Genomic DNA, 24478 nt, shown 5'->3' with positions numbered 1-24478 from the left:
GTTAATGATCATTCCTACCGTCATTGAGACCACCGGGCGTGGTGAACGCGCCTACGACATCTACTCCCGCCTCCTCAAGGAGCGCATCATCTTCTTGGGTACGCCCATCAACGATGAAGTGGCGAACAACGTCATGGCGCAGCTGATTTTCCTTGAGTACGAGAACCCGGAGAAGGATATCACGCTGTATATCAACAGCCCGGGTGGTTACGTGTCGGCAGGACTTGCCATTTACGATACCATGCAGCATGTTCGCCCGAATATCGCGACCATCTGCATCGGAAGCTGTGCCTCGATGGCCGCCGTGCTCCTTGCCGCGGGTACCAAGGGCAAGCGCTATGCGCTCCCGCATTCCCGCATCATGCTGCACCAGCCGTCGGGCGCCGCTACCGGCCAATCTACCGATATCCAGATTACCGCGAAGGAAATCGTCCGCACCAAGGATACCCTCACCGAGATCGTGTCGAAGCATACGGGCAAGTCTATCGACGAAGTCCGCGCGAAGACCGACCGCGACTTTTACATGGGGCCCGAGGAAGCGAAGTCCTTCGGCGTTATCGACGAAATTTTTATTCCGCGTAAAGAGGGAGTGTAGCGCTCATGTACCGTAGCGGGAAAAACCATCCGACCGTGACATGCAGTTTCTGCGGAAAGCCCGCGGAACGTGTCGAGAAGATGATTACTGGCGCAGGTGTCCAGATTTGTAGTGACTGCGTGGCGATGTGCCACCGCATTATCGAAGAGGACAAGTCCCGCTCGATGCAGGAGAGGGCCAAGGCGGATGCTGCCGTGCAGAAGCCGCTCCCGCTCCCGACCGAAATCAAGGCGCACCTGGACGAGTTCGTGATTGGCCAGGACCAGGCGAAGATTGCGCTCTCCGTTGCCGTCTACAACCACTACAAGCGCCTGCGTTACAGGCAGGCCCATGCCGATGCGCCGGGCGTCGAGGTGGAAAAGTCCAACCTGCTCCTGGTGGGCCCCACCGGTAGCGGAAAGACGCTCCTTGCGCAGACCATGGCGCGCTTCCTGGACGTGCCCTTCACCATTGCCGACGCCACGGTGCTTACCGAGGCGGGCTACGTGGGCGAGGACGTGGACAGCATTATCGTGCGCCTGTTGCAGGCTGCCGATTACGACGTGGCGAAGGCCGAACGCGGAATCATCTTTATCGACGAAATCGACAAGATTGCGCGCAAGACCGCGAACCCCTCCATCACTCGCGACGTGAGTGGCGAAGGTGTGCAGCAGGGCCTTTTGAAGCTCCTGGAAGGTACCGTTGCCGCAGTGCCGCCGAAGGGTGGCCGCAAACACCCCGAACAGCCGCTGGTGCAGGTGAATACCAAGAACATCCTGTTCATTTGCGGTGGCGCCTTCGAGACGCTCGACAAGATTATTGCCCAGCGCGTGAACAAGGGCGGCATGGGTTTCGGCGCCGACATCCGCAGCGAGAAGGACAACACGCTGAGCGAGCTGTTCCAGCAGCTGGAACCTGACGACCTTATCCGTTTCGGGCTCATTCCCGAAATCGTGGGCCGCTTGCCGATTGCGGTCGCGCTCGAGGAACTCGACGAGTCTGCATTGCTCAACATCTTGACGCAGCCGAAAAACGCGCTCGTGAAGCAGTTCAAGAGCCTGTTCGAGATGGACGGTATCGAACTCTCGTTTACCGACGACGCCCTCAAGGAAATCGTGCACGAGACGATGAGCCGCAAGACCGGTGCCCGCGGGCTCCGCTCCGTCATGGAACGCACCCTGCAGAAGGCAATGTTCTCGATGCCCGGTTCCGACGTGAAGAAGCTCGTGGTGACCGCCGATACGGTGAAGAAGGGACTTGCCGTCGCTTCCGAGGAAGCTTCTCCCGAGGACAATTCCGTGGAGTTCGGCGGGGTTGCCGACCTTTCGGAATCCGAGTTCGTGAAGGATTCCCCGCGCCGTGGCCGCAAGAAGGCTTCGTAGGGCAAGACCTTTTAACCCGATTTTGCGGTTGTCGCATTTTTTGCGACAACTGCTTTTTTTTCGCCCTGTTTTAAGATACTATCTTTGCAGTGTATGAACTTTGATTTTTCGAAAACGTATCCGCTGCTCCCGCTCAGGGATGCCGTGGTGTTCCCGCACACGACCCGCCGTATTTTGGTGGGCCGCGACATGTCTTTACGCGCGCTTGAATTTGCCGAAAGCCACAATAATGAAATAGTCCTCGTTGCACAGAAGGACGTGACCGTTGAAGAAATCCAGAACCCGATGCTCGACCTGTATTCGGTGGGCGTGATTGCGCATGTGAGTAACGTGATGCCGTTCCCGAACGGCTGCGTGAAGGTGGTGCTCGAGGGCGAAGAGGTCGTGGACCTGCGCTCCATCCTGATGAACGACGGCTTCTTGAACGTGACGGTTTCCCCGCGCAAGATGCGCATCGGTGCCAAGGACAAGACCTCCCTTTTTGACGAGGTGCTCACGCGCTTCCGCGACTACGCGACAAAGAGGAACATCGCCGAGGGCATGGTCGATGCGTTCTTCGGCATGGAAAACCAGCTGGATGCCTATTACGGGATGATTCCGTTCTTGCAGGTGTCGCTTGCCGAGAAGCAGAGCTTTCTGGAGATTGCGACGCTCGACGAGATGTCGGCGAAGCTGCTTGCACTGATGGACGTTTCCGAGGACAACGAGAACGTGCTCGTGCGCGTGCAGCAGAGCGTGCGCCAGAAGATGGCGCAACAGCAGAAGGAATGGTTTATCTCCGAACAGATCCGCCAGTTGCAGGATGAACTGGACGGCGATGGCGAAGGGGCCTCGGAACCCGAACAGCTCTTGAAGAAAATCAGGGCGAAGAACTTTACCCCGGCAATCGTGGAAAAGCTCGAGGACGAGATTAGCCGCATGAAGCTCATGCAGCCGACCTCGCCGGAATACGCGGTGAGCCGCAATTACCTCGACTGGTTTTTGAACCTGCCCTACGGCGTGTACACCGACACCGTCCTCAACATGAAGAAGGTGAAGAGCGAGCTCGATTCCAAGCACTTCGGGCTCGACAAGGTGAAGGAGCGCATCATGGAATACGTCGCGGTGCTGAAACTCACCGGGACCGAACGCCGTTCCCCGATTTTGTGCCTTGTGGGGCCTCCTGGCGTGGGCAAGACGACCCTCGTGGAATCAATTGCGAACGCGATGCAGCGTAACTTTGTGCGCATTACGCTCGGTGGCGTGCGCGACGAGGCCGAAATCCGTGGCCACCGCCGTACCTACATCGGAGCGATGCCGGGCCGCTTTATCCATGCGCTGCGCCGTGCCAAGTGCATGAACCCGATTATTCTGCTCGACGAAATCGACAAGATGGCGAGCGACTTCCGTGGCGACCCCGCGAGCGCGATGCTCGAGGTGCTTGACCCGGAACAGAACCACGACTTTACCGACCACTTTATGGAGGTGGGGCTCGACCTGAGCCGCGTGCTGTTTATCGCGACGGCGAACAGCGAGAGCGAAATCCCGGAGGCGCTGCGCGACAGGCTCGAAATCGTGCGCCTGCCCGGCTACTACCCGCACGAAAAACTGCAGATTGCAAGCAAGTACCTGGTGCCGCGCATTTGCGAACGCACCGGCGTAAAACTCGGCGAGCAGGTTTCGTTTGACGATGCGATTATCAACCAGGTGATGCGCGGCTGGACCCGTGAGGCGGGCGTGCGCGAACTGGAACGCACCCTCGAGAGTGCGGTGCGCCACCGTGCGAAGGAAATCGTGATGGGCAAGAAGATTAAGCCCGCCGTTACCGAGAAGCAGTTGCAGGAATACCTCGGCGCCCCGAGATTCCTCGACAGCCAGCTGCCCGAACCGGGCCGCCCCGGCGTGGTTACAGGCCTTGCCTGGACGAGCGTGGGCGGCGAGATTCTGCCCATCGAGTGCATGCTCCTGAGCGGCAAGGGCCAGATTATCATGACCGGAAAGCTTGGCGACGTGATGAAGGAATCCGCCCAGATTGCGGTGAGCCTGGTGCGCGAACGCCTGCATCGTTTTGGCATCGACCCCGCGATTGTCAAGAAGACGGACATCCACATCCACGTGCCCGAAGGCGCCGTGCCGAAGGACGGGCCTTCTGCGGGGATCGCCCTCACGCTCTGCCTGCTTTCTGCGTTCACCAGGATTCCCGTGCCGCCTGACGTCGCGTTTACCGGCGAGGTGAGCCTCACGGGGGCATGCCTTGCAATTGGCGGGCTCAACGAGAAGGCGCTTGCCGCACTCCAGGCCGGCGTGAAGACGCTTCGCCTGCCTGCGCAAAACAAGAAGGACGTGGACGAGCTCCCGGCACCCGCGAAGAAGGGCCTCAAGATCTACACGCACAAGCACATTGACGAAATCGTGAAGATTCTGTTCGTGCAGAAGAAGGCGAAGTCGTAAAACAGGAATGTCACCCTGGAGCGCGAAGCGCGAGAGGGTCCATGTTACATTTATTGTCCCCGGTGCGCTCCGGGGATTTTTTTTGTATTTTGAATAAAGAAATTTGACGGACAAATTATATGTCGAAAGATAAGCCACTATATACGCTTGAAAAAAGAGATGTTCTCTTTTTTGTGATTGCAGAAACTGTTCTTTTTCTTTTGCCGACAATTTTAACTGTGGCAGCGATTGCTTTGGGTTTTTATGTAGATTATGGTACGGGTCCGGATAAACGGGCGTGGATTCTTTCTGCAGTGTTTTGGCCTTTTATTCCATTCGCTTTGTGCGCCCCTTTTGTGTGCGTCTATAGAAAACTTTGGCGCACGCCGCATGATTTCTTTACCATTGCCAAGATTTCGTTTGTTCCGTTTATTCCAGGATGGCTGTATATATTGGGCTGCGCTATTTGGTTGTCTATCAAGTGGGAATGGGAAATGGTGGGGATTCTTGGTTTACCGTCCTTTATTTTCTTGGCTTGCTATCTCATTGTTTTACTGGGCCTTTTTCTTGCTAGACGATAACTCGTTTTATATATTTGAGCGTTGGAAAATTAGAGGCGTAAAATGGAATTCACTCTCGAAGAAATGCGTGAACACCTTGCTACTCTCGAGGCAAAGATTGCGGAAGCCTGCAAGATTGCGGGCCGTAGCCGCGAATCGGTAAAACTCGTTTGGGTGAGCAAGTTCCACCCTGCAGAGGCCGTGGAAAATGCAATTAGTTTGGGTGCAACCGACTTCGGCGAGAACCGCGTGCAAGAAGCCGAACTCAAGTTCAGTGCTCCGCGCATGGCGAAGGACGGGAGCCGCGTACGTTGCCACGTGATTGGCCCCGTGCAGAGCAACAAGTTAAAGAAGGCGGCGATTGTCGCCGACTGCATCCATTCCATCGCGAGCATCGAGGCGGTAGAAAAACTGGAACGCGTCTGCGCGGCTCTCCCCGGAGAGAACGGCGCGGGCAAAATCCTCGATATTCTTTTCCAGGTGAACGCCGGCGAAGAAGAGACGAAGAGCGGGCTCGACGTGCACGAGGCCGAGGCTTTTTTGAACGACCTTGCCGCAAAGGCGGGCGCCGCGACTGATGACGGCAAGAGCGAAAACTTCCCGCACTTGCGCTTCCGCGGGCTCATGACCATCGGAAAGAATACGGGCAATGCCGAAGACAGCCGCGAATGCTTCGCATTCCTACGCACCCTCCAGCAGAAGTTCCTCGCGAAAGGCGGTGCGTTTGCCCACTTCGACCAGCTTTCGATGGGCATGACGGGCGACCTGGAAGTCGCCATCGAGGAGGGCTCCACGATGATTCGCGTGGGCACGGCTCTCTTCGGCGAGCGCGACTACAGTAAACAGTTATAAGACCGTTCGCGCTAGAGGCAAAAGTGAAATGTAATATGCGCTCACTCTCGCAACCACGCCTCGTTAATACAAGGCGTTTGTTGCTCACAAACGACCCGGTGTAGCGCTATGAATTCTACGCTCCTCGCAGTTATCCTGGTGGCAATATTCCTGCTGCTCGTATTGACGCGGCGGAAGAGCGGGCATCGCGGAGATTTACGGCAAGGTCGGCCCGGCAGGCATGCCCCCCGCGGGTTCGGCAGGCGGGGGAGTGCCCGCTCCCGCAAGTCGCCCGCAGGTAACGGATTCGACGGCGCGGGCTACTGGAATGCGCGCGACGTGCAGTTCCGGCAAGAGGATCGCCCTCCGGTCGATGCGCGCAAGGCCCGCGGGCTCGAGGCCGCCCTGGCCGATGACGTTCACGGAAAGTTCGGCGAGGCGGCCACGTCGGCGCTCGTAGCGCGGGCGGCGTTCGGGGACAAGCGAAAGCATTACATATTGCAGAACGTTTTTATCCCGACGCATGCGGGTTATACCGAAATCGATACGGTGCTGTTGCACGTTACGGGCATCTATGTTTTCGAAACGAAGAACATCTCCGGCGAAATCGAGGGAGATCTCGAGATGGAACGCTGGAACCAGGAATTGGGCCCGCGGGTGCATCACACGCTGTATAACCCCATCCGGCAGAACACGGGCCACATGGGGGCGCTTCTCCGGCAGTTGAGAGTCCGTCTCGAGAGCGCGAGCATATATTCCTTCGTGGTGTTCAGCGACAGGTGTACGCTCAGGAACGTGCCTGCCAGTGGCAAGTTTGGCAATAACGGGAATGGTTGGCAGGTGCTTCACCTGTGCGAACTGCGTGAATCGCTCGAGCATGCATTCAGTTCGCGCCCGCAGGTGTATGATTCCCGCACGCTGGAATCGTGGTGGCAGGCGCTGCAGCCCTGCGTGAACGTTCCCGAAAGCGTCCAGCAGAATCACGTGAAGTCTGTTCAAAAATTGCACACAACATAACGCACACATTTTGTTCCCTCGAAAAACTTTTTTTTACTCGCGCATTCAACTCCCTCAAAAAAAATATTTCATCCCCGCAAACACATCTCGCACCCGTAATCATCATACATTTTTCTTACAAAACAACGCGTTCCATCTAAAGTAAGAAAAAAATATGTTAACTTGTTGTAATTATATACAACAGAATAGTCAAAATCTTGTGACAGGAATCAAATTATTTTCTAAACCCGCTGCCGGGTTAAGACGAGAACAAAGAACTTTTAAATCCTATAAGGAGAAAATGATGAAAAAGCTAATCGCCCTCTGCTCTTTTGTGTTCCTGCTGTGCTCCTGCGCCGGCGTGAATGTCAAGCAGCCCGATATCGGAAACGTCAAGAAGGTTGCTGGACCATGCAGGAGTTTAATAAGAGGGTAGCATAAGCTACTATATTCATTGCGCAACCCCAAAAAGGTAAAACAATGGCAAAAGTCAACTACAACTCCGAGACAAGGGAACAAGTCATCAAACTGGTCCTGAAAGGCGAAAAGTCCGCAAATCAGATAGCCAAGGAACTCGGAATAGGGCCAAATACGGTCGGTAGGTGGGTAAACGAGTACCGCAAGGAACACAACCTGCCGAGCTATCGCGAGGAACGGCGCATCCGCAAGGTGTCCGTCGAGGAACTCGCCGCCAAGAACAGGGAACTGGAGAAGCTCCTGAAGAAACGCGAAAAGGAACTCGCGGACGAGAAGGAGACGGTAGAGATCCTAAAAAAATCCCTGCACATCTTTATGCGACCACACGACTGAAATGCGAGGCGATACACGTGAACCGCAAGAAATACTCAGTCAGGAAGATGTGCAGAGCTCTAGGAATACCGCAGTGTTCCTACTACCAGTGGTCAAAACAGGAAACGGCAAGGGCCGAACGCAAGGCCCGTGAAGAACGGCTTGTCCAGAAGGTCCGCGACACCTTCGAAGAAAACCACCGCGTGTACGGTTGCCCGAAGATGCTGGCGGCACTCCAAGACAAGGGTGTCGAGGTAAAGGTGTGGAAACTGCGCCGCATCATGCGCGAGAACGGTCTCTATCCGGTCACGCTCAAGAAATGGAAACCCTACCGCAAGGGCAAATGTGACTCCATGTACAGCGAGAACCTGGTGCAGCGGAAGTTCGATCCCGACAGTCTGAACGCCGTCTGGGCCGGCGACATCACCTACGTCAAGACTACGCTTGGCTGGGTGTACCTTGCCGTGGTACTTGACCTATGCAACAAGGAGGCGGTGGGTTATGCCGTGAGCAAGAACATCGACACGGAACTTGTCAAGCGCGCGTTGTCCAATGCCATCATGCAACGCGGCCATCACGACGGACTAATCTTCCATTCCGACCGTGGCGTGCAGTACAGCAGCATGGGCTACCGCACGATGCTCTCGGAGAATGGGATAACGCCCTCGATGAGCGCCCCGGGCTGCCCCTACGACAACGCCTGCATGGAAAGCTTCTTCGCAAGCTTCAAGAAGGAGATGGCCTACAGGCGAGACTTCAAGGACATCGAAGACGTGCGGGAGGCCGTTTTCAGGTACATCGAGCTGTTCTACAACCGGAAACGGCTCCATAGTTCGCTCGGTTACATGACACCGGTGGAATATAGGCTGTCAAAACAGGCTGCCTAGACCACAAGGGTATACCACTTAACAAGAAAAAAGGATATATTTTAACTTAACCGGTAATGAATATGGTTGTTCATGAACCCACTATTAAAAAAACTACAAATCCACGAGCATTATAAAAGACAAGAGGTACCGAATTGCCATCTCTTGGCTTATGCCTGGTGGATATATTTATATGAATAAGACGATTCCTCAAGATATCGATTTATTTGTAGTACAGGATGGTGTGACTCTTGCATATTCGAATAGTGCAAAGAACCCGTTCGAAGTTGTTGATTTCTATGCGAATTCCAATAGTGACTTGAAAATTAGGATAAAGCGTTATGCAAATTCTGGTACAGGGAATGTAGTCTTGGGTTATAATATGTGGTATGAATAAGTAATTGGTTAAAAAATAGGTCAGTAAGAGAGGATTTATGTCGGTAAAGATATTTATAAGTTATACACATAGCGATGGCACAACTGTAAAAAATGTCATTGATACATTTGCTCCTATGGAAAGAATCAAAGAGGTTGAAATTCTATGGGACAGAGATATAAAAGCAGGATCTGATTTTTGGAATGAAGATATTCCAAAAATGATGGACGAGTCCGATATTATATGTCTCTTTCTTTCTACTGCATACTTGGCATCTGAATCATGTATTAAGGAAAAAGAAATTGCTGAAAAATTGAGAAAAGAAAAGGGGCTGGTGGTAATTCCAATAATTGTGGGTGATAGTCCTTGGCAAGATGATCCGTTCCTGAAGAAGCTGCTTGCGCTACCGACCGATGGTCACGCAATAAAATCTGGTTATTGGGAAAGTGGACCATGCAGGAGTTTAATAAGAGGGTAGCATAAGCTACTATATTCATTGCGCAACCCCCAAAAGGTAAAACAATGGCAAAAATCAACTATAGCTCCGAGACAAGGGAACAGGTCATCAAGCTGGTCCTGAAAGGCGAAAAGTCCGCAAATCAGATAGCCAAGGAACTCGGAATAGGGCCAAATACGGTCGGTAGGTGGGTAAACGAGTACCGCAAGGAACACAACCTGCCGAGCTATCGCGAGGAACGGCGCATCCGCAAGGTGTCCGTCGAGGAACTCGCCGCCAAGAACAGGGAACTGGAGAAGCTCCTGAAGAAACGCGAAAAGGAACTCGCGGACGAGAAGGAGACGGTAGAGATCCTAAAAAAATCCCTGCACATCTTTATGCGACCACACGACTGAAATGCGAGGCGATACACGTGAACCGCAAGAAATACTCAGTCAGGAAGATGTGCAGAGCCCTAGGAATACCGCAGTGTTCCTACTACCAGTGGTCGCGCCAGCAGGAAAAACGTGCCGAGAAGAAGGCCCGCGAAGAACGGCTTGTCCAGAAGGTCCGCGACACCTTCGAAGAAAACCACCGCGTGTACGGTTGCCCGAAGATGCTGGCGGCACTCCAAGACAAGGGTGTCGAGGTAAAGGTGTGGAAACTGCGCCGCATCATGCGCGAGAACGGGCTCTATCCGGTCACGCTCAAGAAATGGAAACCCTACCGCAAGGGCAAATGTGACTCCATGTACAGCGAGAACCTGGTGCAGCGTAAGTTCGATCCCGACAGCCTGAACGCCGTCTGGGCCGGCGACATCACCTACGTCAAGACTACGCTTGGCTGGGTGTACCTTGCCGTGGTGTTGGACCTGTGTAACAAGGAGGCGGTGGGCTACGCCGTAAGCAAGAACATCGACACGGAACTTGTCAAGCGCGCGTTGTCCAATGCCATCATGCAACGCGGCCATCACGACGGACTAATCTTCCATTCCGACCGCGGCGTGCAGTACAGTAGCATGGGTTACCGCACGATGCTCTCGGAGAACGGGATAACGCCCTCGATGAGCGCACCGGGCTGCCCCTACGACAACGCCTGCATGGAAAGCTTCTTCGCAAGCTTCAAGAAGGAGATGGCCTACAGGCGTGACTTCAAGGACATCGAAGACGTGCGGGAGGCCGCTTTCAGGTATATCGAGCTGTTCTACAACCGGAAACGGCTCCATAGTTCGCTGGGATACATGACTCCGGTTGAATATAGGCTGTCAAAACAGGCTGCCTAGACCACAAGGGTATACCACTTAACAAGAAAAAAGGATATATTTAACTTAACCGGTAATGAATATGGTTGTTCATGAACCCACTATTAAAAAAACTACAAATCCAAAGCCAAGAAAAAGCCTCAATGGATGTTCATAATGGTGTAAAGAAGGTTGTTGAGACAATCAAGAAAATCAAATCAATGCAGATGAGTGAAGAATTTGAAGATTATTTACACTCCGCTGATCCTTTAACTAATGCTCACCCTCGAAAGAAAAATGTCGTATTGGAGGATGTTTTTGTTTGTCCAAAACTCAAAAAGGTCGATACAACGAAACAGACCAAAGATGAATATGAAGATGACTTGATTGATGGAAAGATTTTGTTTGAATCATCTGTTCAGCATTCTAAAATCATTATTATGGGGGCCGACCATTTCTGCGTCTTTTACTATGGTATCTATTTTTGGTGTTGGCTCTCTATTAGCGTCTCCAATATTGTCCCTTGGTGGCGTGGTTGTACTCTCTATTACGTTTATGGTTGGATTAAGTCTTTTACAAAATTTGATTATGTCGGAATTTGATAAAAAAGGGGTAGAATAAATGCAAATCGTTTGTAAACAAAGTAAAGCTATTTATATTATAGTGGGAACATTTTTAGGTTTGTTTTTTTCTCTGTTCTCTTATGCAACCATTTTTTCTTCTCCGCTCAATCTTTCTGTAAATTTTATAATTATTTCAATTATATATATGCTTTTGCTATGTGTATGGCTTTTTTGCTATTTGCCTAACACGCGCTTAATATTTGATGATTCTGGAATAACTGCAATAAAAAAATTGCAATTTTTTTCTCGCTCTTTATATAAAAAAGAAATTCGTATCCCTTGGAATAATGTAGTGGAACTTGATCTTCCATTTACGGTGACAAAATTTGGACTTACTTTTTATACGATTGCTAATTTTAAATCGCTTTTTATAACCTTGTCGTTTATGGTGACAAATGCAAAACAGGCTTTAGAATTTGCTGTTACGAAGTTGCCGCCCGAGAAAATAACAGCTGCCGCCCGCATAAAATTGAAAAAGAAATATGGAATTGTTGTAGAGTAAATTTTAGTTGCGAATAATTATCTTATATTAACTCTATGCCTTGCGTTTCTTTACAGAGAAAGACTTCTAATTTTCAGGAGAACCCTTCTGATTTAGATGCGCAGTTACTTGAGTTAGGATTTCTTTGCGAAAAAGACGATGCCATGCAGATGATATTCTACACAGGTAAGGAGAAGGACGAGGAATCCTCGCTGTACTACTGCGAGCAGCGCTACTACGCCGCCCATATATCAAGGTGGGTCTCCACGGACCCCACATGGCTAGAAGACGGAATAAACCTCTACGCCTACGTGCACGGGAACCCCGTAAGCGGAGTGGATCCTCATGGCACCAACGAAGAAAATGTTGTTGATCAAGAACAAAGAAATGTTAATCAAGTGTCAATATCGAAAAAAAATAGGGATAGTGATGAGGAAAAAAATATACCAACTGATGGCCCCCAGTCAATTAGTGATGAGATGATTGAAAAAATCAAAGAATTTGGATGGTATGATGACGCTGTTTGTTTTGATTTGGCTGTTGCAGCTGCAGAAGCTGCTGCTTCTCAAAAGTATACGGGTGCTCATGTCGGTCGTGCAAAGGATAAAAGGGATTACGCCATTGGTGGTGTTTGGAAAGAAGCTATAAAACGAGAACAACCTAAGGATTATAGAAATCTTTCGATAAGAAAAAAAATTGCTGAAAATATGCTGTCATATATAAAAGCTTCAATTGATAAAGGTTTGCCTGTTGTTGTCGGTGTGTCTATTGGAAAAAAGGCCGAAGATAAAAATGGAAGGATGATCAATGAGGGCGTTACAAAACATTTTTTAGTTTTGACTAGTTATGATGCTAAGGATGGAAAGGTTGTTGGTTTTTCTGGAATTGATAATAGTGATCATGAACCACCAACAGTAAATTTTGAAGTTAATGAGAAAACTGGAGCAATTGAAAAAGCAAAACCCCAAAAAATTACTGCGGAGAATCGAGAATATGAATTTGTCCCTTTTTTAGTTGAAAATCCAGGTCTCCAACTGGTGTAAATCTAGGCTATTAGCGCTTCATTGTCAAGTAATTTCATGCTCTTTTCCCGAAGTTTTTCGACAAGTTCGGGGATTTCCGCATAGCCGTCCAACCGTCTCCAGTTCTTTTCGCGGTGGAGGACCTCAGCGGCCATCCAGCGTTTGAACATTCCAATGTCCCTGTAGCGCTTCACGTTCTTCTCGATGGCGTCGAGACCGTTGAAGGTGGACTCGATTATGTTGGTCGTTATGAGCGACTTGCGCAGGAGCGCGGGGATGCCCAGCCGGTGGACCGTAAGCAGCCTCTCGCCGCCCTCGGAAAGCGATTTGGCGGCACTCGTGTTTATGCCTTCGAGCCACTCGTGGACCTTGAGAAGTTCCCTTCTCGCGTCCTCGTAGCCCACCATCCCGATGGCGTTGTTGTAGCGCCTGTCGAACTCGGCCCGGTACATCTCGGGCAGATGGGACTCGACGTTGCGCCTCTTGTGGATCACGCAGCGCTGGTGCTTGAGGTCCTTGCCGAAGCGGTCCTTGAGGGCGCGGTTGAGGCCCGTCCCGCCGTCGGTCACGAAGATGATGTCGGGGTGCAGGGCGAGGCCCCTGCTCTCCATGTCGGAAAGGAACGAACGGCACATTTCGGTGTTTTCCGAACTGCCCTGCCAGAGGCCAAGCACGCGCTTGTAGCCTTCCGCGTCAACGCCTATGGCGGCCATCACGACCTCGCCGCAGCGATGCATTGCGTCCATGAAGACGGCAACCGCCTCGAAGTCCTCCAGCCTGCGCTCGTTCAGTTCCTTCAGTTTCCTTGTGCATGCGGCAACGACCTTGCGCGACACCGACGACTTGCTTACGCCGAACGCCTCCCCGGCAGTCGAGAACACATCCTCGTAACGCCTCCCGGACAGGCCTGAGAGGCATGCGTGCAGCAGGTGCTCGGAGAACGCGTCGGGGTCTTTCAGACGGGCGTAGATACGCGATTTGACCTCGCCGTTTTCGTCCCTGAGCCTGGGTACGCGCACCTTCGCCTTGCCACCCGCGATGTACACGGAACCACCCTGGCTGGACCACTTCTTGAAGCCCTTCCTGGGGTGGTATGCTGCACCGCCGAGCTGTTCCCTTTCGGCCAGGAGTATCGCCTCCACGAGCCTTGCGCCCATCTCCCTCGACAGCGCGTCAAGGCAGCTTTTCCCCTGTTCGGCAAGGTCGGCCAGAACCACCCCGACACTGGTCGAAATGTCGATTTCTTCGCGGCGGACGATTGACAGTTTGGGGGTTCTTTTTGTACTTTTCATCATGGTGGTTATCCTCTTGCTTGGTGTTTTTTTGCTGAACCAAATTTACAAGTTGGAGACCACCTTTTTCTTTTTGGTTGCAGAAATTTCAACTAACTTTGGGGCATCTTCCGAGAATATGTGGATAGTTATAAATATACTGTGACTCAAGTGCGTCTATGGAAAGGAGTCGAAGGGCTTAAGCCAGAGTCTTCTAAAGGAGTATGGTAAAAATTAAAATGAAAAAAAAGGTTGCGATAAGTTTGGTTGTTGCGTTTGTGTTGGGGTTTCTTTGGGGATACCAAGTAAACCTGGATTCCTCAAAAAATACAATACAACCCATATTGAAAAAAACATCAAGTATGGAGAAAAAAAAAGGCGATTCTCTTCAAGTCCAGAAAACAGATGTCCAGTGCTTTGTCGAAGCGATGATTATTTCGATTTATCCGAACACAGCACTTCGCTTGAATAATTGCAAAACAGCCCATGTTGATGTTATGGAAAATGGATTCAAAAAAATGGTGGCTAAAGATAATGACAAGAATGTTTTAAAAGCCTTGAAAGATTATTCTCGCTCAAATGTGGAATTGGGAAATTTTGATTTTTTTATTAGCATGTTGATATATCAATTGTCTCTTGAAAATGGAACAATAGCAGGCGATTCAAAAAATTGGATTCTATTTCCATATAATCTATTGAACCCCTATGCATCTTTATATCCAGAAGCATATTATTATTCTGCTCTTGGCAATCTTTACGGATATAAACCATCAAAAGATGATTGTGAAAAGGCTTTATATTTTTACGGTAAATACCGTAGCTCTGGAGGAAATATTGAAATTAAATTTGAGGACATTTGCAAGGACTAAATTTTTGCAAAGCCTCTCCCTGCTTTTGGCGGCACGGCAGAACGTGCGGTGAGTTGAATAACGGATTTTTTGTATTTTTATCGAAAAGCTAGCCTTGGAAGGTAATTGTTTTTTACGGTAAGTTTAGTCATCTCCATTGCTGCCTTATGTTAATATATATTTTTTTTTACTGAAGTGTATTTTTCCATACGGTATTTGTTCACCTTATTTCCTTTTTTAGGCAGCGTAACCAGTCCACAAAAGTGCTTGGACTCCTTTATTGTATGCTGGTCGGTATCCTTTTGGGGTGCGATTACGATGGTACGGAATGTTTCCCGAACCTTAGGATAAACTTCATGTCTATTTGAATAATGATGTTGAGATTGTGGAACCGGTTATAAACTTCTACACGGGGAATCACTATAATGTGATTGCAGAGCGGGATACCGCACAGTGGTATAGTTATACGAGTTCTACAAGGGGGTGGTATTTTGGATTTTATGGTCCTCCGGAAAAATGGGAAAGACTGGGCTGCGCTGGTGGGTATTGTTTGGCATCTTTGCCCATGGTGGAGAAAGTGGCTTGTTATGATAGATAAGGGTAATTTCTGTTTTTTAAATACATAGACAAGAAGATGAAATGACGCTGGATATAAATTTGTTATGTAATTGTGGCTGCATATAAATTTTTCTTTTGCCGTATTCAAAGCGTATTCAAATTTTTGAAATTTAAAATTTTGCGAAAAAATATTGGCGAAAAATAAATAAATCGAATTTTTTGTATCAAAAATATTGACTGGGCGGCAATTCGTGTATAGATTTAAGACTATAACAAAGGAGCCGTAATGCCCTATCCCGTACCTAACTATTGGATTGTTTCCGGAACGCTCAACAAAAACGGCATCCCATTTTACGAGGGTAAGGTGTATGCCGATAACCTGAAGAATGGCGTTTTTCAAACGATTGCGGAAACGGGTATTTCTTCCGATGGCTCCTTCACGCTTGGCTTTTCGAGTTCGCAGTTTCAGAACGGCGATACGACTCTCGAGTACCCTACGCTCCGGATTCGTGTAGAAGACTACCAGCAGAATACCCTCTGGACATCTGGCATATACAACGAACCTGATTCTGCATTGAATATAGGCGCAGTTGACATCTTGAACTACCAAGGCGGCGATTGCCGCGTATTTGGTACGGTCAAGAACAACCAGGGCAATGTCCTTTCGGGCCTGAAGGTTAATGCCTACTGCCTCCATTTTGAGGAAACGGTTTCGAGTAATTCGACTACGCGCCGTTTCAGGAAGATTGTGCTCGGCACGGTCGACTCCGATCTCGATGGTCGGTATGAAATCCGATATAGTTCCTCAATGCTGCCTACGGGCCTCCATCTGGATTCGAAGGAGGACTACGGCAAGGACAAGGTTTCGCTTTATGCCGAAGTTTTTGAGCAGGGGGATAATGAAACGTACAAGTCCCTTGCAATCGAGCATCTCGTGTTTAACGGGAAAAGCGAGCAGGAGATTAACTTCACGCTAAAGAGCCAGCAGAAAGTATTCAGGTGCGAATTCGAGAAGATAGAGCAGTCGCTCGCCGTTTATTATGATGCCGTATTTGCGGAATACGACGGGTCGGACATAACGAAGAAAATTTCTGCCATAGCGACATTCCTGAAGTCGAATACGACATTCCCCTTGGTGACGGGGCGCGAGCGCATTGCCGATAGCATGGCCCAGGCATACTTTATGGCGTATAGCCTGTTTTTGCAGTTGCAGAAACGCCTAGCGAACGACCCTAAGGCGGATGAGTTCCTTTCACCGGAGCCCCCGAAAAAATGGCCCGAGGTGTTTTTCGCGTTGGCATTGCGGGAGGGCGTTTCTACGCTTGTCAGGCTGAAAAGCATTAAGCCGACGGTAATCCAGAAGACACTTTTTGGAGCGGTTTCCGATGGGCTTATATGCCCTGTCGATACCATGTATATTCTGGAACTTTGGAAAAAGTTGGTAAACGGCAATATGCTACAGGGGGAAGACGGCGAAACGGACGATTCGCTGACTATCAGCCAACTCATCAGCCTGTATATCAAGGGAAATTTGACTATAGAGTTCCCGTCCGAGGGTCAATCCCAGGATGGAGAGGAGGCTGCCGGTAGGCGCCCGCATTATGTCGCTGTAGAGGACTTTGCCGAAGAAACCGCCAATGAAGGGACGGGAACAGATAATGGATCTTTTTTAGATGGAGATGGTCAAGAGGAAGATGGTCAAGAGGAAATTCAGGAACCACCTAAATCGGATGACCAGGTTCTTTACGAAGAATTGCTGGAAGCCTACTACAACGTTGGAGCGGATACTGGCGCCTTGATTGAATGGCTGCAAGAAGCCGAAACCCCGCATTTGACTCAAGCTGAAATTTCTAGGCTGAAGGCAGTCTTCGACCTCAATGATTTCTTTGAAAAATTTGCTCCCGGAGTGGTCTGCGCGTATCGCTATGCAATTCAAAAGGAAAATTTTGAATTTGGCAGACTGGCAGACTTAATTTACTTGGATGATTCAGATTGGAAAAGTATTGTTGATGAAATTGCCAAGGAATATTATACCCTTTATCGTTATGAAGGAACTGTCCCGACGAATGGGAATGGCCAACTTTCAAGTGCCCTGCCGCCCGAATTCCCTGGCAGCAATGTTAACTTGAAGAAAATTGTCTATGCCCGCAAACTTTCGGAACAGATTATAGCGTGGTTCCCGCAGCAAGCGTTGTTGTGGGGCCTAAAAGATAGGCTCGAAGACCAGGAATGGGGAGATACTTGTGATTTATTGATGAGTCCGGCATGGGAGGATTTCTCGCTTTCCGATACCGACCTTGACGAGTATATCGGTGATAGTACGGTATCTGCAAAAGAAAAGATCCAGCAGTTGCAGCGACTTTATCACCTGACCGAGAGCGCCGAGGCGATTGCCTATCTAATCAATCACGGTTTTAAGTCCGCATACCAAATTTCGACAATGAGCGAGAACGAGTTTGTCGCCAAGCATGGTAACGGTATCGGCAAGGTCGCAGAGGCAAGGCAAATCCATAGGCTTGCTCAGAACTACATGGCAGAGGCCTCGCTCAATATTCAGGCGTATGTAACAAGTTCTGTCGAGGAACCTGCCGAGGAACCCGAGGAGGAATACCCAGTACCGGAGAATCGGGATGGCCAGCAAAACATAACGCTTCGCGCAATCCCGCGTGCCCTGCCCAAGACCCGGATGTTGAGGGCAACCGACCCCGAACTCAATACGAATACGGCGAGAGTTCGCGAGGCTACACGCAATACCATTAACTGGGCTGGCCTATTCGGGAACATCAACTTCACGAAGGCGACCCAGGGGCAATCTATACTCAGTGCGTCTGCATACTACGTTGACTTGCTGAAGTTTTTGAAGAAGAGTACGGCGTATAGCGCATTTACCAAGCGCCGTCCGGACTATCTCGGTTTGCAGTTGACCAAGGCGAATGCTGAAATCCCGATGCCTACGATAGACCTAGGGATAGAACTGCTGGAATGCCTGGTAAACGATGGCCTGGATAAAAACGGGAAAGCCTGTGTTGTCGCCAATAACAATCCCGTCGATGCGACCGCGGCTGTGCTGCGGGCGGAGCCTCTGGAGTTTAAGGACGGGGAGGACAAATCGATCGATGACGCTGCCGCCCTTCTGTTGGCAAGGAAAATCTACCCGTTCCAGCTTCCTGCCAATTTCAGCAGGGACAAGGCGAGAAAAATTCTTTCGAACTTGTCGCTGCATTTTTATGATATTCCCAAATTACAGCATGCAAATGCGGAATCGACTAGCGACTGCAGGGAGTTGAGGCTTGACTTTAACCAGCGATGCCTTATGGATTCAAGCCTGGACTGTGGCCAGTTCAGTACCTGGGACATGTGGGGGTTGAAGGAGCATGGCAACGAGATTATCCTTCCAGACAAGAATTCCACAACAACGGGGAATTACATTGGCGTCCTGCGTCGGGTCGCGGTATTCCTGCAAAGGACCGGGTTCACGATTCATGACCTGAACGAAATCTTGAATAACGGAAACTTTGATGGTGTCCGCTATAGGCCCAAGGATTCCGAATTCTACCAGTTGGCAAACATCAATGGCTATGAGTTTGTACCTAGGATGGTTGTTGTCGATGAAGAGGAGGTCCCGGTTAACGTTGATTGGGATTCGTTCTTTAGGAAGATGGCGGTTTTGGTCCACCGGAAGAACATTCTCGGCTGGTCCCTTTCCGACATTCTCTTGACATTTAACCTGTCTCTTGAAGAACTGGATGTTGTCTGTGAACTGGTTGGCCGTTATAACGTATCGGTTCAGGACGCCATGGTTCTGGGATGCAAGCAGGAGGCAACGACGGAATTCATCAATTCCGTGTATCAGTTGCCGGGGTTGCTGGTGAGCATGAGCGGGGACGATGAATATCGTCGAACAGCGCTTAAACTGTTGGTAGAGGGTCTGGGACTTTCCGAAGAGGATTCTGAGAATATCTATGACACTATAAGTGTTGGTGACGATGATTCGCTTTTACAGGTGCTTTACGAGTGCTACCGTTACAGCCTTATTGCGAAATCATTTGGCATTTCTGTGCCTAACTTGGGCAGAATCGTAGAATATGGGGCATGGACTGATGACCATACCCTTGAATCCATCCGTGAACTGTCCGATGAATGGCGTATCATTTCGGGAACATCTGTTGACGCAGAGTTTTACTTGGACTTGCTTGCCCCGATTGGCGAGGATGAGGAGAGTGCGGCTAATCAGTTTGCTTTGAACCTAGCCTCATCTGGTTTGGGAGAGGTGCCGACCTCCGAATCTGAAAATTACGACAAAGTCATTAAGGCCTGGCATGATAACTTGAAACTCCTAATATGTGCGGAATTTGGACTTGTCAAGGGTCAGGGCGAAGAACTCTTGCCAGATGATTGGCCTCCTGAAATGGACGGATGGGAAGACTTTTATGCCGATGCTAAACAGTATGACGAAATAGTCCACCCCAAAGGCGAAACCCGAACAGGCACTGTTGAGACTCCCCGCCTTCCCACGGAATCCTATGAACTGTATGTCACCCTCTTAAGGAAGGTCGCAGTCTATAACTTTATACAGAAGACCCAACAGGGGATAGATTTGACGACGGTGGATTTCTTGAACGCTGCTGAGTCGGATTCTGGGAAGTATGGCGTAATCCGTCCGCTGATTGTCGCGAACTATGTCACGGATAGGCTGCTTTCAGGTGATTTCGATATTGACAGGCTGGTGGAGGGCGAGGATCTTGAGAATCTATTGGCGGTAGGCTCGGATGTCATAGGCGCCCTAAAGGAAGCATCCTTTGAAGACCCTGTCGAATGCACGTCGCTTGACGGATGGTTGAAATTTACGCGCTACTACGAACTGTATGCGAAGACCCATCTGCTGCCGACAGACCTAGATGACCTGCTGTCCGAAATAGACCTCGTCCCTGGTTCGGATAACTATGACGAGAACATCGGGGTGGCGCTATCCAGTTATACTGCCTCGGTAAAAACCCTAGAAGATGCCGTAAGGGCCAATACCAGGGAATCCGAGTGGCTCAAGTTTGCCCAGGAGATGAACGATGACCTGCGCAGGAGAAAGCGCGATGCCCTCGCGGCATATGTCTGCTGGGATTCCTGCATTCTCCCCAATAAGGATTACGAGAAGAATAGCCGGTACCCGAGAAAGTTCGTAGACGAGAACGACATCTACGGCTATTACCTGATGGACGTGAAGATGGAACCCGACATGACAATCTCCCGCATTGTCCAGGCGTCGGCATCCATCCAGTTGTTTGTGCAGCGTGCGGAACTGGGCCTGGAAGGTGAGAATATCCTGACCGATGAACAGCGCAGTGAATGGGAATGGATGAAGAACTACCGTGTGTGGGAGGCTGCGCGCAAGGTGTTCCTCTACCCCGAGAACTGGATTGCGTCCGACCTGCGCGACGACAAGACCCCGTTCTTTGAGGAACTCGAGGAACGGATTCAGGAATTTTCTGACGACCACAAGAATTTAGAGGATGCCCTGTTTGAGTATCTCGAGAAGGTCCGCGAGGTTTCCAGTATTGAGATTGTCGGCGCGACGAAGGAGGATGGCGGCGACGAAGGCGGAATCCTCTATACGCTGCACATCATCGGGCGTACGCGCGGCGAGCCGCACGCCTACTACTACCGAAAGTACAAGGCGAAGGCGACCCTTTCCGGGGAATGGACCCCATGGGAACGCCTCGATGTGGATATCCCTTCGGAAACGGTTGTGCCGGCTGTCGTGAACCAGCGCCTTTACCTGCTGTGGCCCCAGGTTACCATGGGGCAACGGTCCATGGATGCGGCGTCAGATGGCGGGATGGAGAATATCGAGTACTACGCGAGGATCCGGATATGCTGGACAAGTTATACGGGGACGAAGTGGACCGGAACCCGCATGACCTGCAACGCGCTGTACGACACGTCCAGCAACCAGCTCGACTTCGCGCTCGGCGACAACGAGGCTATCGACGACCGCTACAGCCTGAAGACGGAATCTTCTCTGGACTGGGTGAAGGTCTCAATAGTCAAGACGGCGTACAAGTATCAGGAATATGAGGAGATTGTCGGGACCACCGAGGTCATGGACGGCTCCACCAAGATAAACAAGGTGACAAAGCGTGTTTACGACAAGTCGCGGCAGTTTTACAGGTGCCTGGCGTCCATCATTATCAAGAATGACGGGAGCGATACCATAGAGTTCCTCGATTCCGACTATCTGCCGATAGACGACTACGCACCGGAGCGCACACAACTTGTACATGGCGTGTTTACGGAAGTTCCTGAGTTCACCTGCGGAAACAAGGGGTTGCTCTACCCGGAGGACAACGCGGTGTTGAACTATACGCCGGGTTTGTTCCGTATCGTGGCGACGAACCTTTCGATGCTGAAACTGGACAGGAACGACAAGGTGGAGGATTTGCCGTTCTTCTACATGGATGACCGTCGAACATTCTTTGTGCAGGCTGTCCCGAAGGACGGCGATGTGAATTCCGGCCAGAAGAACTACAGGTTCGAACTGTTGTCTCACTCGCTGGTGGATGATTTCTATAAGCGATACCGCGACGGCGGAACCAAGTGGCTCTATACCCGCGAGACGCAGGCTTTGCCGATTTCAGATAGTTACTATTACTCCTACTCGTACTACAACTACTATTTCAGCGTGTATCTCGGCTACTACATGGCGGGCGACTGGCAGGCGTGGGACCTGGGACAGACCATTTTCCGTTACAACTACTGGCCCAACAAGGCCAACGTGGACGGCCCTTACCCAGCACCCATGGTGGATTTTGTGTGGGGCGGAGCCAATGCAATGTACAACTGGGAACTGTTCTTCTATGTCCCGATGCTCATTGCCGAAAAGATGATTGCGGAACAAAGCTACGAGGAGGCGCTGCTTTGGCTGCAGTTGGTGTTTGACCCTAGGGAGAACTATTCCGCTTACGAGCGGACCAAGCACTTTATACACCTCTTGCCCAAGGGCGCGCGTTACTGGAAGTTCCTGCCGTTCTTTGCGAACAAGGATGCGGACAAGTCCATACTGCAGATGCTGGGGATGCCGACAAAGCGCGACAAGCTCCCTGACCGCACGGCGCTCTCGTCGCTTGCGGACAAGTGGAAGAACGACCCGTTCAACCCGCACCTGATAGCCCGTTACCGCAACGTGGCGTACCAGAAGTACGTGGTGATGAAGTACTTGGACACCCTCATTGGTTGGGGTGACCGGGAGTTCGCCAAGGACACGACGGAATCCGTGAACCTTGCGATACAGTTCTATGTGCTTGCGGCGGAACTGCTTGGCCCGAAGAGCCCGGAAGCCCCGGAACCGGATGCGGCCTCGCCGTTGACGGCGGAGGAACTGCTCTCGAGGACGGACGACTTGGGCAACGCCTTTATCGAGTACGAGAATGCCGCACTGGTTGGCAAGGGCAGGGCGAAGGCCTTGTTGATACGCTCGATGGATGCCAAGACCAGGCGTACCGGCAATATCGTAGAATCTATGTTCTATTTCAGCATCCCGCGCAACGAGACCCTGTTCTCTTACTGGGACACGATTGCCGACAGGCTGTACAAGATTCGCAACAGCCTCAACATTCAGGGTGTAAAGCGAACCCTGGCACTTTTCGCCCCGCCAATAGACCCTGGGCTGATGGTCAAGGCGCAGGCGATGGGACTCTCGGTCGATTCCATCTTGAACTCGATTGATGCCAAGTTGCCGATCTACCGATTCCGTGTCATTGTTAAGTTGGCTGTCGATATGGCGAAGGACGCCTGCCAGATGGGCCGCGACCTGCTTGGCATACTCGAGAAGCAGGATGCCGAGCAGTTGCAGGTATTCAAGGCGAAGTGCGACAAGGCAGTGGTTGCCGAAACCAGGGCCGTGCACGAGATGAAGGTCAAGTCGCTTGAGGTGGAAAAGACAAAGATTGAGGAGAAGAAGGCCACCAAGCAGAATGTGACGAAGCAGCAGAAGGCGATGCACCTTGTATCGAGGGGCGAGGAGATGTACCAGAAGGCGATGGAGAAGGTCGCCAGGATACAGGAGATTGTCGAGAAGGTGCGCAATATCGCCTCGGCGACATACAAGATGCCTGACTTCAAGTATGGTTCTGTCATAAATGCCTTCGGTGGCCCTCGGTTCGATATCGAGTCGCTGGGTGGTACGAAACTTGCAGAAAACCTGATTAGTGCCGCCGAAAGTTATGCCGCCCGCTTTGCCCAGCGTCAGTTAGATGCTGCGAAGACAAAGTTGCAGGCGGAACTGGAACGCCGCAAGAAGGAGTGGCTTGTCGAGGACGAAGTCGCCGATGCCGAGGTTGCAGAGATAGAGAAGGAGGAGGTAGTAAACGAAATCAAGGTGCAGCAGGTCGAGAAGGAACAGAAAAATATTGAAAGGGAGATTCTGCGTTCCGAAGAAATCTACGACGTGCTGAGCGAGAAGTTTACTAACAATGACCTTTATATTTGGCTAGAGAAGGAACTGGGCAAGGTGTTCCGGCAATATGTGAAAACGCTACTTGAGGTTGCCCAGATGGCGGAAAAGGCCTACCATTTCGAAATTGAAGGAGACTCCACGAAACCATCGGAATTTATGGCTGGCGATTATTGGGAAACGTTCTACAAGGGATTGCTGGCTCCAGAAAGAATCTTGTTAGATTTACGGAGAATGGAGAAGGCGTATTTGGAGAATGATGTGCATGAAATGGAAATTACAAGGCCGATAAGGTTAAGCGAGTTGGATGCTGAAAAGACACAACTTAACACATTAAGAAATAGTGGAACGTGCTCAATTTTATTGGATGAAGACTTTTTTTATCGGGATTTCAATACACATAGATTCCGCAGAATTCGAAATGTTCGGTTGCTGGTAGAAACGGATGAAGATGTTCTTTGTGTAAATGCCGATTTGACTTTGATGCAAAGTGAATTGAATAATATAGTTGATAACAATTCTGAATCATTTGCTGCTAGTATGGCAAACGTAAATCCTGGCGTATTTGAATTTAATTTGTCTTCAGGTAGAAGGCAACTGTTTGAAGGCCGCGGCGCTATTTCAAACTGGACTCTTTCAATAACTGGTGCCTCTGGGAATCAAATAAAAGATGTTGTAATCTATTGAAGATGCCCCAAAGTTAGTTGAAATTTCTGCAACCAAAAAGAAAAAGGTGGTCTCCAACTTGTAAATTTGGTTCAGCAAAAAAACAC

18 protein-coding genes are annotated in these 24478 nt (G+C 50.4%); 17 read left to right on the top strand and 1 reads right to left on the bottom strand.

Features of this window, described 5'->3' with window-relative positions; all coding sequences use genetic code 11:
- The first annotated feature begins 4 nt into the window (after positions 1-4).
- The 15 genes from CRO08_RS08925 to CRO08_RS08855 all read left to right on the top strand — a co-directional run bounded on the left by CRO08_RS08925 (position 5) and on the right by CRO08_RS08855 (position 12606).
- Positions 5-595 (top strand): ATP-dependent Clp protease proteolytic subunit, encoded by a 591-nt coding sequence (locus tag CRO08_RS08925; protein ID WP_097035948.1) that lies wholly within the window; start codon positions 5-7, stop codon positions 593-595.
- A 5-nt stretch (positions 596-600) separates the two neighbouring features.
- Positions 601-1956, top strand: a complete 1356-nt coding sequence (gene clpX / locus CRO08_RS08920) for an ATP-dependent Clp protease ATP-binding subunit ClpX (protein ID WP_097035947.1) — start codon at positions 601-603, stop codon at positions 1954-1956.
- Positions 1957-2049: 93 nt separating this feature from the next.
- Positions 2050-4386, top strand: coding sequence for an endopeptidase La (gene lon / locus CRO08_RS08915; RefSeq protein WP_097035946.1), 2337 nt, complete (start codon positions 2050-2052; stop codon positions 4384-4386).
- 119 nt (positions 4387-4505) lie between these two features.
- A complete protein-coding gene (locus CRO08_RS08910; protein WP_097035945.1) occupies positions 4506-4946 on the top strand; it encodes a hypothetical protein in 441 nt (146 codons plus the stop codon).
- A 42-nt stretch (positions 4947-4988) separates the two neighbouring features.
- Complete coding sequence (locus tag CRO08_RS08905) at positions 4989-5777, top strand: YggS family pyridoxal phosphate-dependent enzyme (protein ID WP_097035944.1); 789 nt, start codon at positions 4989-4991, stop codon at positions 5775-5777.
- 108 nt (positions 5778-5885) lie between these two features.
- The gene (locus tag CRO08_RS08900) at positions 5886-6773 is read left to right on the top strand and encodes a nuclease-related domain-containing protein (RefSeq protein ID WP_097035943.1); all 888 of its coding nucleotides are present in this window, start codon (positions 5886-5888) and stop codon (positions 6771-6773) included.
- 280 nt (positions 6774-7053) lie between these two features.
- A complete protein-coding gene (locus CRO08_RS17355; RefSeq protein ID WP_255252306.1) occupies positions 7054-7188 on the top strand; it encodes a hypothetical protein in 135 nt (44 codons plus the stop codon).
- A gap of 44 nt (positions 7189-7232) precedes the next feature.
- Complete coding sequence (locus CRO08_RS08895) at positions 7233-7562, top strand: transposase (RefSeq protein ID WP_073321178.1); 330 nt, start codon at positions 7233-7235, stop codon at positions 7560-7562.
- Positions 7563-7579: 17 nt separating this feature from the next.
- Entirely contained in the window at positions 7580-8428 is an 849-nt protein-coding gene (locus tag CRO08_RS08890) for an IS3 family transposase (protein ID WP_176495016.1), read from the top strand.
- 413 nt (positions 8429-8841) lie between these two features.
- Positions 8842-9261 (top strand): toll/interleukin-1 receptor domain-containing protein, encoded by a 420-nt coding sequence (locus tag CRO08_RS08880; protein WP_097035941.1) that lies wholly within the window; start codon positions 8842-8844, stop codon positions 9259-9261.
- A 44-nt stretch (positions 9262-9305) separates the two neighbouring features.
- Positions 9306-9635 carry a transposase gene (locus CRO08_RS08875; protein WP_097034692.1) on the top strand — a complete coding sequence of 110 codons (330 nt, stop codon included), beginning with the start codon at positions 9306-9308 and terminating at the stop codon, positions 9633-9635.
- A gap of 17 nt (positions 9636-9652) precedes the next feature.
- Positions 9653-10501 carry an IS3 family transposase gene (locus CRO08_RS08870; protein WP_176495109.1) on the top strand — a complete coding sequence of 283 codons (849 nt, stop codon included), beginning with the start codon at positions 9653-9655 and terminating at the stop codon, positions 10499-10501.
- Between the two features lie 71 nt (positions 10502-10572).
- Positions 10573-11061: a hypothetical protein gene (locus CRO08_RS08865; protein ID WP_097035939.1), complete on the top strand. Its 489-nt coding sequence runs from the start codon at positions 10573-10575 to the stop codon at positions 11059-11061.
- A 19-nt stretch (positions 11062-11080) separates the two neighbouring features.
- On the top strand, positions 11081-11584 hold the full coding sequence (locus CRO08_RS08860) for a hypothetical protein (protein WP_141398300.1): 504 nt from the start codon (positions 11081-11083) through the stop codon (positions 11582-11584).
- 35 nt (positions 11585-11619) lie between these two features.
- A complete protein-coding gene (locus CRO08_RS08855; protein WP_255252305.1) occupies positions 11620-12606 on the top strand; it encodes an RHS repeat-associated core domain-containing protein in 987 nt (328 codons plus the stop codon).
- Between the two features lie 2 nt (positions 12607-12608).
- Here CRO08_RS08855 and CRO08_RS08850 read toward each other — a convergent pair whose 3' ends face one another.
- Positions 12609-13880 carry an IS256 family transposase gene (locus tag CRO08_RS08850; protein ID WP_097034567.1) on the bottom strand — a complete coding sequence of 424 codons (1272 nt, stop codon included), beginning with the start codon at positions 13878-13880 and terminating at the stop codon, positions 12609-12611.
- A 200-nt stretch (positions 13881-14080) separates the two neighbouring features.
- Between CRO08_RS08850 and CRO08_RS08845 the strand changes: the two genes are divergently transcribed.
- Positions 14081-14725, top strand: coding sequence for a hypothetical protein (locus tag CRO08_RS08845; protein WP_097035937.1), 645 nt, complete (start codon positions 14081-14083; stop codon positions 14723-14725).
- Positions 14726-15548: 823 nt separating this feature from the next.
- Complete coding sequence (locus CRO08_RS08840) at positions 15549-24392, top strand: neuraminidase-like domain-containing protein (RefSeq protein WP_097035936.1); 8844 nt, start codon at positions 15549-15551, stop codon at positions 24390-24392.
- Positions 24393-24478 lie beyond the last annotated feature (86 nt).

Origin of the sequence: Fibrobacter sp. UWT3, assembly GCF_900230125.1 — a bacterium.
Taxonomy (GTDB): domain Bacteria; phylum Fibrobacterota; class Fibrobacteria; order Fibrobacterales; family Fibrobacteraceae; genus Fibrobacter.
Note: the sequence above shows the minus strand (reverse complement) of the source record. Positions and strands in the feature narration are given on the sequence as shown.

Coding starts and splice junctions, on each gene's coding strand:
- CRO08_RS08925 (WP_097035948.1), top strand. CDS start 5: ATGATCATTCCTACCGTCATTGAGACCACCGGGCGTGGTGAACGCGCC.
- clpX (WP_097035947.1), top strand. CDS start 601: ATGTACCGTAGCGGGAAAAACCATCCGACCGTGACATGCAGTTTCTGC.
- lon (WP_097035946.1), top strand. CDS start 2,050: ATGAACTTTGATTTTTCGAAAACGTATCCGCTGCTCCCGCTCAGGGAT.
- CRO08_RS08910 (WP_097035945.1), top strand. CDS start 4,506: ATGTCGAAAGATAAGCCACTATATACGCTTGAAAAAAGAGATGTTCTC.
- CRO08_RS08905 (WP_097035944.1), top strand. CDS start 4,989: ATGGAATTCACTCTCGAAGAAATGCGTGAACACCTTGCTACTCTCGAG.
- CRO08_RS08900 (WP_097035943.1), top strand. CDS start 5,886: ATGAATTCTACGCTCCTCGCAGTTATCCTGGTGGCAATATTCCTGCTG.
- CRO08_RS17355 (WP_255252306.1), top strand. CDS start 7,054: ATGATGAAAAAGCTAATCGCCCTCTGCTCTTTTGTGTTCCTGCTGTGC.
- CRO08_RS08895 (WP_073321178.1), top strand. CDS start 7,233: ATGGCAAAAGTCAACTACAACTCCGAGACAAGGGAACAAGTCATCAAA.
- CRO08_RS08880 (WP_097035941.1), top strand. CDS start 8,842: ATGTCGGTAAAGATATTTATAAGTTATACACATAGCGATGGCACAACT.
- CRO08_RS08875 (WP_097034692.1), top strand. CDS start 9,306: ATGGCAAAAATCAACTATAGCTCCGAGACAAGGGAACAGGTCATCAAG.
- CRO08_RS08865 (WP_097035939.1), top strand. CDS start 10,573: ATGAACCCACTATTAAAAAAACTACAAATCCAAAGCCAAGAAAAAGCC.
- CRO08_RS08860 (WP_141398300.1), top strand. CDS start 11,081: ATGCAAATCGTTTGTAAACAAAGTAAAGCTATTTATATTATAGTGGGA.
- CRO08_RS08855 (WP_255252305.1), top strand. CDS start 11,620: ATGCCTTGCGTTTCTTTACAGAGAAAGACTTCTAATTTTCAGGAGAAC.
- CRO08_RS08850 (WP_097034567.1), bottom strand. CDS start 13,880: ATGATGAAAAGTACAAAAAGAACCCCCAAACTGTCAATCGTCCGCCGC.
- CRO08_RS08845 (WP_097035937.1), top strand. CDS start 14,081: ATGGTAAAAATTAAAATGAAAAAAAAGGTTGCGATAAGTTTGGTTGTT.
- CRO08_RS08840 (WP_097035936.1), top strand. CDS start 15,549: ATGCCCTATCCCGTACCTAACTATTGGATTGTTTCCGGAACGCTCAAC.